General features: G+C 59.3%; 18 protein-coding genes. 11 read left to right on the top strand and 7 right to left on the bottom strand.

Features of this window, described 5'->3' with window-relative positions; translation table 11 throughout:
- Genes Q9Q94_RS16800 through Q9Q94_RS16815 form a run of 4 tightly spaced genes read right to left on the bottom strand, consistent with a single transcriptional unit; the run spans nt 1 to nt 1,990 of the window.
- Nucleotides 1-483, bottom strand: coding sequence for an RDD family protein (locus Q9Q94_RS16800; protein WP_305981285.1), 483 nt, complete (start codon nt 481-483; stop codon nt 1-3).
- A 24-nt stretch (nt 484-507) separates the two neighbouring features.
- On the bottom strand, nt 508-1,065 hold the full coding sequence (locus Q9Q94_RS16805) for a DUF3106 domain-containing protein (RefSeq protein WP_305981286.1): 558 nt from the start codon (nt 1,063-1,065) through the stop codon (nt 508-510).
- Entirely contained in the window at nt 1,035-1,427 is a 393-nt protein-coding gene (locus Q9Q94_RS16810; RefSeq protein WP_305981287.1) for a DUF3619 family protein, read from the bottom strand. Before Q9Q94_RS16810 ends, Q9Q94_RS16805 begins: the two co-directional genes overlap by 31 nt.
- The gene (locus Q9Q94_RS16815; RefSeq protein WP_305981306.1) at nt 1,424-1,990 is read right to left on the bottom strand and encodes an RNA polymerase sigma factor; all 567 of its coding nucleotides are present in this window, start codon (nt 1,988-1,990) and stop codon (nt 1,424-1,426) included. The genes Q9Q94_RS16810 and Q9Q94_RS16815 overlap by 4 nt, the downstream gene beginning before the upstream one ends.
- A 101-nt stretch (nt 1,991-2,091) precedes the next feature.
- Here Q9Q94_RS16815 and Q9Q94_RS16820 point away from each other — a divergent pair, with 101 nt between their 5' ends.
- From Q9Q94_RS16820 to Q9Q94_RS16840, 5 genes are all read left to right on the top strand, one after another.
- Nucleotides 2,092-3,801, top strand: coding sequence for an acetolactate synthase 3 catalytic subunit (locus tag Q9Q94_RS16820; RefSeq protein WP_305981288.1), 1,710 nt, complete (start codon nt 2,092-2,094; stop codon nt 3,799-3,801).
- Between the two features lie 21 nt (nt 3,802-3,822).
- Nucleotides 3,823-4,314, top strand: a complete 492-nt coding sequence (gene ilvN / locus Q9Q94_RS16825; RefSeq protein ID WP_305981289.1) for an acetolactate synthase small subunit — start codon at nt 3,823-3,825, stop codon at nt 4,312-4,314.
- Between the two features lie 76 nt (nt 4,315-4,390).
- On the top strand, nt 4,391-5,407 hold the full coding sequence (gene ilvC, locus Q9Q94_RS16830; RefSeq protein WP_101944398.1) for a ketol-acid reductoisomerase: 1,017 nt from the start codon (nt 4,391-4,393) through the stop codon (nt 5,405-5,407).
- 153 nt (nt 5,408-5,560) lie between these two features.
- Nucleotides 5,561-6,346, top strand: a complete 786-nt coding sequence (gene pssA / locus Q9Q94_RS16835) for a CDP-diacylglycerol--serine O-phosphatidyltransferase (protein WP_305981290.1) — start codon at nt 5,561-5,563, stop codon at nt 6,344-6,346.
- Between the two features lie 25 nt (nt 6,347-6,371).
- Nucleotides 6,372-7,916 carry a 2-isopropylmalate synthase gene (locus Q9Q94_RS16840; RefSeq protein ID WP_305981291.1) on the top strand — a complete coding sequence of 515 codons (1,545 nt, stop codon included), beginning with the start codon at nt 6,372-6,374 and terminating at the stop codon, nt 7,914-7,916.
- A gap of 106 nt (nt 7,917-8,022) precedes the next feature.
- Here Q9Q94_RS16840 and Q9Q94_RS16845 read toward each other — a convergent pair whose 3' ends face one another.
- Entirely contained in the window at nt 8,023-8,373 is a 351-nt protein-coding gene (locus tag Q9Q94_RS16845) for a DUF2069 domain-containing protein (RefSeq protein WP_305981292.1), read from the bottom strand.
- A gap of 116 nt (nt 8,374-8,489) precedes the next feature.
- Here Q9Q94_RS16845 and Q9Q94_RS16850 point away from each other — a divergent pair, with 116 nt between their 5' ends.
- Nucleotides 8,490-9,710, top strand: coding sequence for a YihY family inner membrane protein (locus tag Q9Q94_RS16850; protein WP_305981293.1), 1,221 nt, complete (start codon nt 8,490-8,492; stop codon nt 9,708-9,710).
- Here the strand turns inward: Q9Q94_RS16850 and Q9Q94_RS16855 are convergent.
- Nucleotides 9,698-11,191, bottom strand: a complete 1,494-nt coding sequence (locus Q9Q94_RS16855; RefSeq protein WP_305981294.1) for a hypothetical protein — start codon at nt 11,189-11,191, stop codon at nt 9,698-9,700. The genes Q9Q94_RS16850 and Q9Q94_RS16855 overlap by 13 nt on opposite strands.
- Before the next feature lie 197 nt (nt 11,192-11,388).
- On the opposite strand from Q9Q94_RS16855, the gene rpsP reads away from it, so the two are divergent.
- From rpsP to erpA, 5 genes are all read left to right on the top strand, one after another.
- Nucleotides 11,389-11,640 carry a 30S ribosomal protein S16 gene (gene rpsP, locus Q9Q94_RS16860; RefSeq protein ID WP_305981295.1) on the top strand — a complete coding sequence of 84 codons (252 nt, stop codon included), beginning with the start codon at nt 11,389-11,391 and terminating at the stop codon, nt 11,638-11,640.
- Nucleotides 11,641-11,657: 17 nt separating this feature from the next.
- Nucleotides 11,658-12,167 (top strand): ribosome maturation factor RimM, encoded by a 510-nt coding sequence (gene rimM, locus Q9Q94_RS16865; protein ID WP_305981296.1) that lies wholly within the window; start codon nt 11,658-11,660, stop codon nt 12,165-12,167.
- The gene (gene trmD, locus Q9Q94_RS16870) at nt 12,149-12,961 is read left to right on the top strand and encodes a tRNA (guanosine(37)-N1)-methyltransferase TrmD (protein ID WP_305981297.1); all 813 of its coding nucleotides are present in this window, start codon (nt 12,149-12,151) and stop codon (nt 12,959-12,961) included. The genes rimM and trmD overlap by 19 nt, the downstream gene beginning before the upstream one ends.
- A gap of 80 nt (nt 12,962-13,041) precedes the next feature.
- Nucleotides 13,042-13,407: a 50S ribosomal protein L19 gene (gene rplS, locus Q9Q94_RS16875; protein WP_305981298.1), complete on the top strand. Its 366-nt coding sequence runs from the start codon at nt 13,042-13,044 to the stop codon at nt 13,405-13,407.
- A 158-nt stretch (nt 13,408-13,565) separates the two neighbouring features.
- The gene (gene erpA, locus Q9Q94_RS16880; protein ID WP_305981299.1) at nt 13,566-13,916 is read left to right on the top strand and encodes an iron-sulfur cluster insertion protein ErpA; all 351 of its coding nucleotides are present in this window, start codon (nt 13,566-13,568) and stop codon (nt 13,914-13,916) included.
- A gap of 228 nt (nt 13,917-14,144) precedes the next feature.
- Here the strand turns inward: erpA and Q9Q94_RS16885 are convergent.
- On the bottom strand, nt 14,145-14,329 hold a 185-nt coding region (locus Q9Q94_RS16885), incomplete at its 5' end, for a hypothetical protein (protein WP_305981300.1).

A 14,329-nucleotide genomic window follows, 5' to 3' on the forward strand; every position in this document is an offset into this window, starting at 1 on the left:
TTATCTGCCGGTTTCCTGTGCCTGATTCGGGTTGAATACGACGCAGGTGCCGGCCAGGCGGTCGTGCGGGAATTGACGCTCCCGATCAACAAATGCGGCCCAAAGCAGGCCGAAACCGCTCAGTATGAAAAGCATCGACGGCCACGCCAGCACATAGCGCAACAGGCAACGTGCCAGGCTTGGCGTCTTCCCCGTTCGGATATCAACCAGCTGCAATTGCCAGGTCTGCATAGCCAGGGTCTGGCCGTTGCGTCGCCATAACCAGATAAAGTAGATCCCGAGGAGCAGGAACAGGTGCAGCCATTCCAGCGCGCCTGGAATCTGGATCTGCAGCAGTACGCCAATGGCGACCAGCGGTGCGATGAAACCGATGGCGATGACTCCGAGCAGGAGCAGGCTTTCGTAAAGCATGCTGGAGAGACGGCGGCGCAAGGTGGCGATGCTTACCGCAGGGCGTGGGGCGACCTGAGTCTGCTGGTGCATGTGAGAGGAGGGGGGGGGGGAAGTTTAATGAGACTGGTCGCTGGGTGGCGGAGCAATCGCCAGCGGGCGGGATTTGCTGCTGGGTGGAGCTTGCGTCAGCAGCTTTGGGACTGTCGTGATATGCGGAGCCGCGGGCTGGGATGAACTGGCCGGGACGGCGATTCGGGTCACCGGAGAGGCTTGCAGACGCAGCTTTTCCTCGCTCGAAAGCGCTTCATACTCTTGCCATTTGCGTTCAAGTTCGATCTTTTGGGCCTGCGGTGCGGCACGCAGCTTTTTGTACTGAATGCGGGCGAGTTCGCGTTGTGCGGGCGTCAGGGCGATCCATTCGCGCATTCTGTCTTGCATGCGGGCCTGTTCGACCGGGCTCAAGGCCGCATAGCGGCGAGCAATTCCGAGCCATTTCTGCTTGCGTGCGTCGGACATCGCATTCCACTCTTTTGATAGTGGAGCCAATGCGGTCCGTTGCTGTGCATTGAGCTGGCTCCAGGCGGGCTGCTGGCCTGAACCGAGCTGCGCCTGTACAGGCGCCTGCAGCGCGAGCAGCAGGATCAGTGCTGCGAGGAGGTGTCTGCCAGCCATGAGTGGAAACCATTGTCCAGATAGGCCTCAATGGGCAGGTCATCAGTCAGCAGGGCGGAGTCGATGTCTTCAAGTTCGTCCATGCGCTGAGCCGACATCAGATAGTTGCCGCAAACGATAGCCGCAGCCAAGCTTAGCGCCATCAGGAAGGGGCGTACGTTGTCTTCGCACCACGCCCAAGTGTGACGACCGGCTCCAGCCAGCGAGAGACTGGCTGCAGCGGCAGGCTGGCGTGCCAGAGCCGCCTGACGCGCGGCATGCAGGCGGCTGACGACAGGTTCATTCAGCTGGGTCAATCCGAGATTCAGCTTGTGGCGGATGTATTGGCCGAATTCGCGTTCTTCTGTGTGGGGCGTGTTCATAGTTCAATTCCTTTCGCGCGCAGCGCTGCAGTCAGAGTGTGGGTGGCGCGCGAGCAATGCGTTTTCACGCTGCCCTCGGAGCAACCCATCGCGGCAGCGGTTTCGGCAATATCCATTTCCTCCCAGTAACGCATGAGGAAGGCTTCGCGTTGACGTGCGGGCAATTTTTCGATCTCCCGTTCGATGGTGCCAAGAATCTGCGACTGCTCCAGCTGCCCTTGCGGGTTGCTGGGGAGATAGCCGGTGTCTTCGGCGGCGATGCTTTCCAGTGGGTCCCTGTCGGTTTCCTCATTATTACCGCCAAAGGCAGACAGCAGGGTTACCCAGAGGTTCCGCACCCGGGAACGGCGCATATGGTCACGGATGGCGTTCTGCAAGATGCGCTGAAACAGCATGGGCAGCTCTTCCGGAGGCTTGTGGCCGTATTTTTCAGCCAGACGCAGCATGGCGTCCTGCACCACATCCAGTGCGGATTCCTCGTCGCGCAGGGCAAATTGCGCCTGCCGATAGGCTCGCCGCTCTACGGAGGCGAGAAAATCTGAGAGTTCGATGCGGGATGCCAGAGTCGGACCTGTTCTGTGGAGGCTTGCCTGCGGTTACCTTGACCAATCATGAGGGCATCGGTAAGGTAGCGGGCTCTTTTGTTGGGTAGCTGGGTGCTGGAATGGTCTTGACCGGTGCGGAAATTGTAGTGAGGTGCCTGCAGGAAGAAAAGGTCGAATATCTATTCGGCTATCCGGGCGGCTCCGTCCTCTTCCTTTACGACGAATTGTTCAAACAGGACAAGGTTCGGCACGTATTGGTCCGCCACGAGCAGGCTGCAGTGCATGCCGCAGATGGTTATGCACGCTCCACCGAGAAGGTTGGTGTGGCGCTGGTGACTTCCGGGCCGGGGGCAACCAATGCCGTAACCGGTATCGCGACGGCCTACATGGACTCGATTCCGATCGTGATCATCAGTGGTCAGGTGCCGACGGCCGCAATCGGTCTGGACGCCTTCCAGGAAGTAGATACTGTTGGCATTACCCGTCCTTGCGTCAAACACAACTTCCTGGTCAAGGACGTGCGTGAGCTTGCGGCAACCCTCAAAAAAGCTTTCCACATAGCAAGGACCGGTCGTCCCGGTCCCGTTCTTGTCGACATCCCGAAGGATGTGACCGCACAGCGTTGTGAGTACGAGTATCCGGAAAAGGTCAGCCTGCGCTCCTACAACCCTGTGGTAAAGGGGCATTCCGGTCAGATTCGCAAGGCCGTGCAGCTGTTGCTCGAAGCCCGGCGACCGATGATCTATACCGGCGGAGGAGTGGTTCTTTCCAATGCCGCCGAGAAGCTTGCGAAGCTTGGCCGCCTGCTGGGTTTCCCGGTCACAAATACGCTCATGGGCTTGGGCGGCTATCCTGCCAGCGACAAGCAGTTTGTCGGCATGCCGGGCATGCATGGCACCTATGAAGCCAATATGGCCATGCACTACTGCGATGTGCTGTTGGCGGTGGGGGCGAGGTTTGATGACCGAGTGGTCGGCAATGCCGAGCACTTCATGCAGGAGCCGCGCAAGATCATCCATGTTGATATTGACCCGTCCTCCATCTCTAAGCGCGTCAAGGTTGATGTGCCGGTCGTGGGCGATGTGGGTGATGTGCTGGATGAAATGATTGCGTGCCTGGAGGCGACCCGTGAGCGTCCGGATGCGGAGCATCTGGCCCTCTGGTGGCGTCAGATCGAGGAATGGCGTCGGCGCGACAGTCTGGGCTACAAGAATTCCGACGAGATCATCAAGCCCCAATTCGTGGTGCAGAAGCTTTGGGAGGTTACCGGGGGTGATGCCTTTGTTGCCACCGATGTCGGACAGCACCAGATGTGGTCGGCGCAGTACTACAAGTTCAACAAGCCGCGTCGCTGGGTGACTTCGGGCGGATTGGGCACCATGGGCTTTGGTCTGCCCGCGGCGATGGGGATCCAGCTGGCGCATCCGGGCTCCCCCGTGGCGTGCATTACTGGCGAAGGATCTATCCAGATGTGTATCCAGGAATTGTCCACCTGCAAGCAGTACCGCTTGCCGATCAAGGTGCTGAGCCTGAACAATCGCTATCTGGGCATGGTTCGTCAGTGGCAGGAAATATTCCACGGCAATCGCTATTCCGAGTCTTACATGGATTCCTTGCCTGATTTTGCCAAGCTGGCCGAAGCGTATGGGCATGTCGGCCTTCAGGTCACCAAGCCGGGCGATGTCGAAGGCGCGATCCGCGAGGCATTCAAGCGCAAGGATGATCTGGTCTTCCTGGATTTCCAGATCGATCCGACTGAAAACGTCTATCCGATGATTCAGGGAGGCAAGGGTCTCAACGAGATGATCCTGTCTACCGAAGATCTGTGACCCCAGACTGAGTGAATTGCCATGCGACACGTACTTTCTCTCTTGCTTGAAAACGAAGCTGGCGCGCTGTCGCGCGTTTCCGGCCTGTTTTCATCCCGTGGTTACAATATTGAGTCATTGACGGTCGCTCCGACTGAAGATGCCTCGATGTCGCGCATGACCATCGTGACTTCCGGCTCGGACGAGGTCATTGAGCAGATCACCAAGCAACTCAACAAGCTGGTGGACGTGGTCAAGGTCGTCGATGTGTCAGAAGCTCCGCACATCGAGCGCGAGCTGATGCTTGTGAAGGTTCGTGCGCTGGGGGCTGCGCGTGAAGAAATGAAGCGCATGTCGGAAATTTTCCGTGGTCGCATCATTGATGTGACAGATTCCAGCTACGTCATTGAGCTGACCGGGACGCAGGAAAAACTCGACTCTTTTCTGGGCGCCATTGAAAGCGAACTGATTCTTGAAACCGTGCGTTCGGGTGTTTGCGGCGTAGGCCGTGGCGACCGCGTACTGAAAATCTAGTGAGGCGTGTGGAGGCAGCGAAACCGCTCGGTCTCCTCACTCCTCTCTCCTCACCCCTCACTTGAAAGGAAAAGTTATGAAGGTTTATTACGACAAGGACGCAGATCTCTCCCTCATCAAGGGCAAGCAGGTCGCCATCATCGGTTACGGTTCGCAAGGCCACGCTCACGCACAGAATCTGCGCGACTCTGGCGTGAACGTGGTGGTCGGTCTGCGCAAGGGCGGCGCTTCGTGGTCCAAGGTTGAAGCGGCTGGTATCAAGGTTGCCGAAGTGAATGACGCCGTGAAGATGGCTGACGTGGTCATGATCCTGCTGCCGGATGAGAACATCCCCGAGGTCTACAAGAACAACGTCGAGCCGAACATCAAGCAAGGCGGCGTGCTGGCTTTCGCTCACGGCTTCAACGTGCATTACAACCAGGTTGTGCCGCGCGCCGATCTGGACGTGATCATGGTTGCCCCGAAGGGTCCTGGCCACACCGTGCGTTCCGAGTACCTGAAGGGTGGCGGCGTGCCGTCCCTGATCGCTGTGTATCAAGACCGTTCCGGCAAGGCCAAGGACATCGCGCTGTCCTACGCTGCAGCGAACGGCGGCACCAAGGGTGGCGTGATCGAGACCGATTTCCGCGAAGAAACCGAAACTGATCTGTTCGGCGAACAAGCTGTGCTGTGCGGTGGCGCTGTAGAACTGGTGAAGATGGGCTTCGAAACCCTGACCGAAGCGGGCTACGCTCCGGAAATGGCCTACTTCGAGTGCCTGCACGAACTGAAGCTGATCGTTGACCTCATGTACGAAGGCGGCATCGCCAACATGAACTACTCGATCTCCAACAATGCCGAGTATGGCGAGTACGTGACCGGCCCGGAAGTCATCAACGAGCAGTCCCGCGAAGCCATGCGCAATGCCCTGAAGCGCATCCAGACCGGTGAATACGCCAAGATGTTCATCCTTGAAGGCCGTACCAACTACCCGTCGATGACCGCTCGCCGTCGTCTGAACGCAGTGCACCCGATCGAAACCGTCGGTGGTCAGCTGCGCTCGATGATGCCGTGGATCTCGAAGAACAAGCTGGTCGACCAGTCCAAGAACTGATCTGAAGCATCCCTAGGGGGCGAAACCGGGCTGTGCGCAGTCGGGTTTCTGCCCCCTTGTTGTATTCTGATGGCTGTATTGATGACCGTGCTCGGCGTGAAGCGGGCACCTGAAGTTCCATAGCGTCCGGCCTGTCCGGGCAGAAGGCTTGAAATGAGTGAGCAAAACCCGGTGGTGGATGAGGCAGAAGAGAAGCATCGCAGTCGCGCGATCTATATCTTGCCGAATTTGTTTACAACAGCCGCTTTGTTTGCGGGGTTTTACGCCATCGTGCAGGCCATGAACGGGCGCTTCGAGCAGGCGGCGGTGGCGATTTTTGTGGCGATGGTGCTGGACGGTCTGGATGGCCGCGTGGCGCGTCTGACCAACACGCAGAGCCAGTTCGGTGCCGAATACGATTCCTTGTCCGACATGGTGGCCTTTGGCGCCGCGCCAGCCCTGGTGACGTACGAGTGGGCGCTCAAGGATCTGGGCAAGCTGGGCTGGATCGCGGCATTCATCTACTGCGTTAGCGCCGCGCTGCGTCTGGCGCGCTTCAATACCAACATCGCGGTGGTAGACAAGCGTTTCTTTCAGGGGTTGCCAAGCCCCGCCGCCGCTGCGCTGCTGACGGGGTTTGTGTGGGTGATGATCGACAACAATTTCACGGATGCAAGTACCTTCGTCGGTATTCCTGTGCGTTATCTGGCGTGCGGTTTTGCCGTGTTTGCAGGGGTCAGCATGGTGACCAATGTGCTGTTCTGGAGCGGTAAGGACATCAATCTGCGCCGTGCCGTGCCGTTTGCCGTGCCGCTGGTGTTTGTCGGTGTGCTGGCTGCGGTAAGCAGCTATCCCCCAGGCGTGCTGTTCGGCCTGTTTGTCTGTTACGGCCTGTCGGGCTACGTCATGAGCGTGGTGCGGCGCGTGCGCAAGTTGCGTGCGGCTCCCGCACAGAAATAAGTCCAGTCATTCCGGAGAGCGTTTCATGAGTGATCGTCTCGTCATTTTTGACACCACCCTGCGCGACGGTGAGCAAAGCCCGGGCGCTTCGATGACTCGCGACGAGAAGGTGCGGATTGCGCGCCAGCTCGAAAAGATGCGTGTCGATGTGATCGAAGCGGGTTTTGCTGCCGCTTCCAACGGTGACTTCGAGTCGGTGCGTGCAGTGGCCGAGGCGGTCAAGGAGGCCACGATCTGTTCGCTGGCGCGTGCCAACGAGAACGATATCCGGCGTGCGGGCGAAGCGATCAAGCCCGCCAACTCGGGGCGTATCCATACGTTTATTGCCACCAGTCCGATCCACATGGAGAAGAAGCTGCGCATGACGCCCGATCAGGTCGTCGAGCAGGCTGTGAAGGCCATCGGCTGGGCGCGGCAGTACACCGATGATGTGGAGTTTTCGGCCGAGGATGCGGGGCGCAGCGAACTGGATTTTCTCTGTCGCGTGTTCGACGAGGTGATCAAGGCTGGTGCGAAGACGCTGAATGTGCCGGACACCGTGGGCTACAACACGCCCGAGCAATACGCTGCGCTGATTCGCAATCTGATCGAGCGTGTGCCGAACTCGGACAAGGTGGTGTGGTCCGTGCATTGCCACAACGACCTCGGCCTGGCCGTCGCCAATTCGCTGGCTGCCGTGCTGGCCGGTGCGCGACAGATCGAGTGCACCATCAACGGGCTCGGCGAGCGCGCCGGCAACGCCTCGATGGAAGAAGTGGTGATGGCGGTACGCACGCGTGGCGACATCTTCCCGGTCACGACGCGCATCGACACCACCCAGATTGTGCCGGCCTCCAAGCTGGTGTCGCAGATTACCGGTTACCCGGTGCAGCCGAACAAGGCCATCGTCGGCGCCAACGCCTTCGCGCACGAATCCGGCATCCATCAGGACGGCGTGCTCAAGCACCGCGAGACCTATGAAATCATGCGCGCCGAGGACGTGGGCTGGACTACCAACCGCCTCACGCTCGGCAAGCTTTCTGGCCGTAATGCACTGCGTGCGCGTCTGCAGGATCTGGGCATCGTGTTCGAGTCCGAAGAGCAGCTCAATGCGGCGTTTGCGCGCTTCAAGGAACTGGCGGACAAGAAGCAGGAGATCTTCGACGAAGATTTGCAGGCACTGATGTCGGATGAGGTGGTGACGCCGGAAAACGAGCACTACAAGCTGGTGGCCTTGCGCGTCTGCTCCGAAACCGGAGAAGTGCCATCTGCCGGTGTCACGCTGGTCGTCGGTGGTCAGGAACGGCAGGCCGTAGCGAATGGCTCCGGCCCGGTGGACGGCACCTTCAAGGCGATCGAATCAATCGCGCAAAGCGGCGCCGAGCTGCTGCTCTATTCGGTCAACGCCATTACCGGCGGGACGGACGCACAGGGCGAAGTGACCGTGCGCCTGTCCAAAGCTGACCGCGTGGTGAATGGGCAGGGCGCAGACACTGACATCATCATTGCCTCGGCCAAGGCCTACATCAATGCTTTGAACCGCCTGGAATCGCGCGGGCAGCGACTGGATCCACAGGGCGAGACGGTCTGAGAGCCGCTTTCGGAAAGGGTCTTCGAGGTGTATGCCTGAAGACCCTTTTCGCTGGCCGGTCTCCGGATGGGGCTGCTGCAGAACCTTTTGGGGCGCGGCTTTTGCGTCAGGCGTTCCTGGATGGTGCCGAGTAGTAGGCGAAGGCGCAGCACAGCGCGAACAGGGTCAGCGCAAGCAGTGCTTCCAGCGCTCCGAGCACTGCAGAGTTCCCCTTGTCGCCCCAGGCGCGGAGTACGCCGGCGGTGAAATACAGCCAGATCAGCAGACTCATCCATTGGTAGGTGTAGCGCCGGCCGTATAGAAAGCCGCGCAGTGCCGCCAGCAAAGGCAGCACCTTCAGAACCAGCCAGGAGCCGCCCGGGCGCACCGGCGCCAGCCACAATTCGGTGGCCAGACACAGGGCAACCAGGGCGAGCAGGGCGGCCAGCGAGGCCAGGCGAAGACGTTGCAGCAGCATGGGATTCCGTTCGGGAGCAAGGAAAGGCGTTGATCGGTGATGCCGCATGCGCACGCCTGCAACCCGATTAGAATGCCCCGCATTATACGAACCATCTTTCCCGACAGGGGTCAGCAATGAATACCCGATTTTTCCCCCAGCCGGCCTACGATCTGGCGCAACTTGTGCGGCAGAAGTTTTTCGAAGTCCGGGTGCTGCAGACGGCCGGATCGCTGACCTATACAACCTTGTTGTCACTGGTGCCGATGGTGACCGTCGTGCTGACGGTGATGCGGCAGTTTTCACCGTTCATGAAGCTGGGCGAAGGAATGCGTGGTTTTCTGCTGCAGAACCTTCTGCCCGAGCGGGCGGGCAAGGTGGTTGCGACCTACGCACTGCAATTCAGTGAGAAAGCCTCCAGCCTGACCGTTGTTGGCAGCGTCTTCCTTGTGGTGACGGCCATCATGCTGTTTGCCACGATTGATCGCACCTTCGCCAGTATCTGGACGGTTCGACGTCCACGCGCCTGGTACGTGCGCATCCCGGTTTACTGGCTGGCCCTGACCCTGGGGCCGGTGCTGTTTGCTGGCAGCGTGGCGGCGGGCAGCCAATTGCTGGCGATTTCCTCGGGGGTAGTCTCTGAAGTAGCTGGGGGGCGGATGTTGCTGGAGCGGGCGATGACCGCGATTCTGCTGTCGGCGCTGTTCAGCTTCATGTTCCATGTGATTCCGAATCGGCGGCTGAATCTGTGGCACGGAATCATCGGTGGCCTGGTTGCGGGCATCGGGGTGGTGCTGGTGCAGCGCCTGTTCGGGTTCTATCTCAGCAAGCTGCCGAATTTCACCCTGATCTATGGCACCTTTTCTGTCGTGCCCATCTTCCTGATCTGGGTGTACCTGACCTGGTTCGTAATCTTGCTGGGAGCCACGTTAGCCGCGGTCCTGCCGGATTTCAATGCGCGCCATCGGATTCTGCCGCACACGCCGTCCGGACGCATCCTGGTGGTGATCCGCCTGGCACTGGCCTTGATCGAGGCGCAGCGCCAGGGGCTGCCCGTTGCTTTGCAAGGTCTGGCCAGAGCGTGTCGGGAAACGCAAGCGCGGACCGAGGTGATGCTTGAGGAGATGCGCCAGGCGGGCTGGGTCGTGCGCACGGACGAAGGAGAGTGGATGCTGTGTGTCGCCGCGGAGGCCATCCTGCTGGGCGATCTGATGGCGCGAGTGGTGGTCGGCGTGGCAGACGAGCAGAGTCAGGCGCCCGGGATTACGCCAGACGATCAGCGGCTGTTGAATGCCACGGTTGGGCAGATGCGCGAAGCCATGGCGCGCCCCGTGGCGATGCTGGCTCAGATTGGATAAGGATCGATTTCAAACTGGAACAGTTCGATATTTGAAGTCTGCAGGTCCAGAGTGAGCAGACGGCACTGGGCAACATAAAGCCGGTCGATATCCGAAACCAGAGCGAAGCGGCGCGAAACGTAGGTGCCCGCCGGTGCCATGATTGCCTGATGCTGGCGAAGTGCAGGCAGCACCGGAAGAACCAGCGCGCAAGCCATCCCCACCGTATTGTCACTGCCGCGAAAGCCAACCTGTACCGGAATGGCTCCGCGGGAGACCATCTGCAGGCCAATCTCCACATGCTCGGCCGCGTCGCTGCGAATCCAGCGCACGACGCACAGATTCCAGGGGTCGCGCGAGTCTCGTCGCAAGGCGACCGCCATGCCCGCAGAAAGCCCGCTTGCGCGCCCCTGGAGCTGCATGATGGCGTAGCCGCCGGGACTCTCATTGGTGACCGCCCAGTGTGACACCAGCGATTGCGGCTGGCTGTCATTGCTGTGCAGAACGGCCCAGATGTTTGGCAGACCAACGCAGGCTTCTACTTTGTAGTCCTGTCTGCGGCGCGGTTGCTCGCGCTTGGGCGGGGTTGCCCAGCGTTGGCGCAGGCGCTCCAGTAGTGACGCGGGCTGAACCCCCGGGAAGTTCGGGTCGGCGCCTAATTCATTACCCCCGCGTCCGCCCTCGTGGCGGGCGAGCTGTTCGCCAGCGCGGCGCGCGAGCCCTGTTGTGGAGAAAAACAGGAGCGTCCTGCCTTCCGGTGGATCTCGACGTATGCAGGCCTGCGGCTCGGCGCCACCATGCGGGTCCAGCCAGTACCACGCACCGTCCAGCCCCGGAGGATGCTGTTCCTGAACATGCACCTGGCCGCTGATGCGGGCCAGGTATTCGGCCGCCCAGTCCAGCTCTCCCGGAGACAGACTTTGCGGCTCCAATGAAATCATCGCCAGCAGGCGTTTGTAGGCGAACAGAGCTGTTTCTACCGGACTGCCTGCAGGCTCAAGGGAGCCTAGTTCAACGCGGGACAGGGCGTACAGGCGATAAGCGATCCGCCATATCTCCGGCTCAACTTCCATGCCTGCCTGGGTCATGGTCAGGAAATGCTCGCCCAGCAGACGCAAAGCCCGGGCTGAGGCGGTTTCGTTCAGGCGCTTCTGCGGTGCGCCAGCGCGGGCATCGGCATCCGTAAGTATGCGTTCAAACCCCAGTGCTACACGCTTGAGCCCTTCGGCAACGTTGCGCGCACGATTGAGTTGCGGGGCTGGCAGCGGGAGGGACAGGCTGCGCAGTTCCCGGCGATGCTCAACGCACAGGCGCAGCGCCCTGCTGTAGAACAATTCGATACAGCTCTGGAATTGTGAACTCTGGATCGTGGGGCTGTGGAGTGCGTCAAGCTTCAGATTGAGATTGAGCGCCTCGTCGGCCAGGTCCGCGCACGGCTGTGTGGCGAGCCATTCCATGATCGCGTGGGTCGCGTCTGCGGTGAATGCTTGGCCTGTAGTCATGACCTGCTGGCGTGCCGGGTAGCTCTGGAAGCTGCATTCTAGCAAGGATCATGGAGTCGGGCGCCTTCCCCTGTGCAGGACGAAAGTTCAGTCTGACAGGCTAACTTGCAACCAAGTCTTGAGTTGAACTTGCTTGTGCGCTATGATCCGCCGTTTTCGGTAATCCGATACCGGACTGACTTTTCAGGACACTGAACATGGTTGTTATTCGTCTTGCCCGTGGTGGCGCCAAGAATCGCCCCTTCTACAACATCGTTGCGACTGATTCCCGTAATCGCCGTGACGGCCGTTTCATCGAGCGCGTGGGTTATTACAATCCGGTCGCTGCCGAGAGCGAAAAGGGTCTGTCGGTCGACGTGGAGCGTCTGGCCTACTGGCAGCAAAATGGCGCCCAGCTGTCCCCGACGGTTGCCCGTCTGGTCAAGCAGCACGCCAAAGCAGCTGCTTGACTGGTGTTTGAAGCAGCATGATCGTGATGGGGCGCATTGTCGCCCCTTTCGGCATTCAGGGCTGGCTCAAGATCCAGGCGCTAGGAGATGATCCGCTTTCATGGCGGAAAATGCCGCAGTGGTGGATCGGCAAGAATCCGGACTCGCAACGCCCTGAAGATTGGCGGGCGCTGGCTCCACGGGGCTTGCGCATGCACGGCAAGGGCGTGATTGCGGCGCTTGAAGGTGTTGATGATCGTAGTGCGGCTGAGGCTATCGACGGATGGTTCGTTGCTGCTCCGCGCGAGGCGCTGCCGCCTCCGGCCAAAGATGAGTATTACTGGACCGATCTGATTGGTCTGCGCGTCAGTGGTACGGGTGGTGTGGCGCTTGGAACGGTGCGCAAGCTTCTTTCGACCGGGGCACACGATGTGCTGGAGATCGAAGATGGCGAAACGGAGCGTCTGATACCTTTTGTGGCTGCATATATTCAAGACGTAGATCTTGCTGCTGGTGAGATCCGGGTCGAGTGGGAAGCGGATTGGTGAGCGAGCAAGGGGTGGAAGGCGTTCGGCGCTTTGATGTCGTGACGATCTTTCCCGAAATGTTTGCTGCGGTGCGTGATTTTGGCATTTCCCGCCGTGCTGTTGCGCGAGGGCTATGGCAGCTACAGTGCTGGAACCCGCGCGATTTCACTTGCGATCAGCATCGCACGGTTGATGACCGGCCTTATGGTGGCGGCCCGGGGATGGTGATGCTGGTTGAGCCTCTGGCGCAAGCGATTGCTGCAGCCAAAGCGGCGCAACTGGAGGCAGGAGGAGCGCCGGGGCGGGTGGTTTATCTGTCGCCTCAAGGACGACCGCTGGACCATGCCGGGGTGATGCGATTAGCGCAGGAGTCCGCACTGATCCTGCTGTGTGGCAGGTATGAAGGTGTAGATCAGCGGCTGATTGATGCTGAGGTGGATGAAGAGGTTTCTATCGGAGATTTTGTGGTCTCCGGTGGTGAATTGCCGGCAATGTTGCTGATTGATTCGATTGTGCGGCATCTGCCGGGTGCGCTGAATGATGCAGATTCGGCTGTTGAAGATTCTTTTGTTGCTGGATTGCTGGACTGCCCGCATTACACTCGCCCGGAGAGTCATTCGTACGGAAGTGTTCCTGCTGTTCTGGTGTCGGGGGATCATGCTGAAATCCGCCGTTGGCGCCTCAAGCAGGCGCTTGGGCGGACGTGGCAAAAGCGGCCGGATTTGCTGGCGCAGCGCAAGCTGAGCCGCGAAGAAAATTTCCTGCTTGATCAGTTCAGGCAGGAAAAAAGCCTTGCGGATGATCGCGAGGCATAACTAAAGGCACGTATCAGGTGGCGACCTGCTCTGCGTGACCGGCCTGCAAACAGGCTTCATTTGATTGATAGGAGATACGCATGAACTTGATTCAAGAACTCGAGCAGGAAGAAATTGCCCGTCTCGGTAAAGCCATTCCCGAATTTGCTCCTGGCGATACCGTTATTGTCCAAGTGAAGGTCAAGGAGGGTAATCGTGAGCGTTTGCAGGCTTACGAAGGTGTCGTGATTGCCAAGCGCAATCGCGGCCTGAACTCGTCCTTTATTGTGCGCAAAATTTCCTCTGGTGAAGGTGTGGAGCGTACATTTCAGACCTACTCTCCGCTGGTTGACAGTATTGAACTGAAGCGTCGCGGCGATGTCCGTCGCGCCAAGTTGTACTACCTGCGCAGCCGTTCAGGTAAGTCGGCTCGCATCAAGGAAAAGCTCTCCTACAAGAAGGCCTGAGCGTTTCGGTACCAGCTTCAGCGCCCCGCTTGCGGGGCGTTTTCGCTTGTTAACCTTGAACCTATTGGCGGCAAGAGCATCCAATGGCAGTATATGAAAGAGGTGCTGCCACGTCGGCACATATGGATATCCTGAAGAATCCCCGTAGGAGAGCAAAGATGAACGCCCCAACCGAAATGCCCGACCCGCTGGTTTTTACTGACAGTGCGGCCAACAAAGTAAAAGAATTGATCGAAGAGGAGGGTAATGTGGAGCTGAAGCTCCGGGTTTTCGTGTCTGGCGGCGGCTGCTCGGGTTTTCAGTATGGCTTTACCTTCGACGAGGAGGTGAACGAAGATGATACTCAGCTGCAGAAAAATGGCGTGACCTTACTGATCGACTCAATGAGCTACCAGTACTTGGTTGGAGCGGAAATCGACTATACCGACGGGCTTGAGGGGTCGCAGTTTGTAATCAGGAATCCGAATGCCACCACAACCTGCGGCTGCGGCTCTTCATTTTCTGCGTGAGCGTGCTTGGCCACAAAAAAGGGCGCCGCGGCGCCCTTTTTTGTGGCTCTCCGCGTGAGTGCTGTAGGAGAAGAGGCGGGGGTAGTGGCGCGTGCCGGGGAAGGCGAAGGTGCAATAGTGGGTGTGTAACCCTGTAGTCAGGATAATTGGCGATGCTGAGGTGGGCTCCGCCTGGGTGTAGCAGGCGGGCGAGATTCACGCGTCCTGATGCGCCGCCCACAGGGCGGCTCAGAGCAAGAAGTGCACAAATGCTTGCAAATGGGCTTGACGGTTTGTTCGGGATTCTTCATAATCTCGTTTCTCTGCTGACGGCGGGTTTGAAGCGAAGTTGGCGAGCTGCAGGATCAAGTTAGATGTATATCTAGCGTGGTTTTGCGGGGAGTTAGGTTGTTGAGTGAGGTTTCGGATTTGTT

This window comes from Uliginosibacterium sp. 31-16 (assembly GCF_030730865.1).
In the GTDB taxonomy this organism is placed as follows: Bacteria; Pseudomonadota; Gammaproteobacteria; order Burkholderiales; family Rhodocyclaceae; genus Uliginosibacterium.

Excerpts from the sequence above, each read along its gene's own strand:
- Q9Q94_RS16800 (WP_305981285.1), bottom strand. The coding sequence starts at position 483 with ATGCACCAGCAGACTCAGGTCGCCCCACGCCCTGCGGTAAGCATCGCC.
- Q9Q94_RS16805 (WP_305981286.1), bottom strand. The coding sequence starts at position 1,065 with ATGGCTGGCAGACACCTCCTCGCAGCACTGATCCTGCTGCTCGCGCTG.
- Q9Q94_RS16810 (WP_305981287.1), bottom strand. The coding sequence starts at position 1,427 with ATGAACACGCCCCACACAGAAGAACGCGAATTCGGCCAATACATCCGC.
- Q9Q94_RS16820 (WP_305981288.1), top strand. The coding sequence starts at position 2,092 with ATGGTCTTGACCGGTGCGGAAATTGTAGTGAGGTGCCTGCAGGAAGAA.
- ilvN (WP_305981289.1), top strand. The coding sequence starts at position 3,823 with ATGCGACACGTACTTTCTCTCTTGCTTGAAAACGAAGCTGGCGCGCTG.
- ilvC (WP_101944398.1), top strand. The coding sequence starts at position 4,391 with ATGAAGGTTTATTACGACAAGGACGCAGATCTCTCCCTCATCAAGGGC.
- pssA (WP_305981290.1), top strand. The coding sequence starts at position 5,561 with ATGAGTGAGCAAAACCCGGTGGTGGATGAGGCAGAAGAGAAGCATCGC.
- Q9Q94_RS16840 (WP_305981291.1), top strand. The coding sequence starts at position 6,372 with ATGAGTGATCGTCTCGTCATTTTTGACACCACCCTGCGCGACGGTGAG.
- Q9Q94_RS16845 (WP_305981292.1), bottom strand. The coding sequence starts at position 8,373 with ATGCTGCTGCAACGTCTTCGCCTGGCCTCGCTGGCCGCCCTGCTCGCC.
- Q9Q94_RS16850 (WP_305981293.1), top strand. The coding sequence starts at position 8,490 with ATGAATACCCGATTTTTCCCCCAGCCGGCCTACGATCTGGCGCAACTT.
- Q9Q94_RS16855 (WP_305981294.1), bottom strand. The coding sequence starts at position 11,191 with ATGACTACAGGCCAAGCATTCACCGCAGACGCGACCCACGCGATCATG.
- rpsP (WP_305981295.1), top strand. The coding sequence starts at position 11,389 with ATGGTTGTTATTCGTCTTGCCCGTGGTGGCGCCAAGAATCGCCCCTTC.
- rimM (WP_305981296.1), top strand. The coding sequence starts at position 11,658 with ATGATCGTGATGGGGCGCATTGTCGCCCCTTTCGGCATTCAGGGCTGG.
- rplS (WP_305981298.1), top strand. The coding sequence starts at position 13,042 with ATGAACTTGATTCAAGAACTCGAGCAGGAAGAAATTGCCCGTCTCGGT.
- erpA (WP_305981299.1), top strand. The coding sequence starts at position 13,566 with ATGAACGCCCCAACCGAAATGCCCGACCCGCTGGTTTTTACTGACAGT.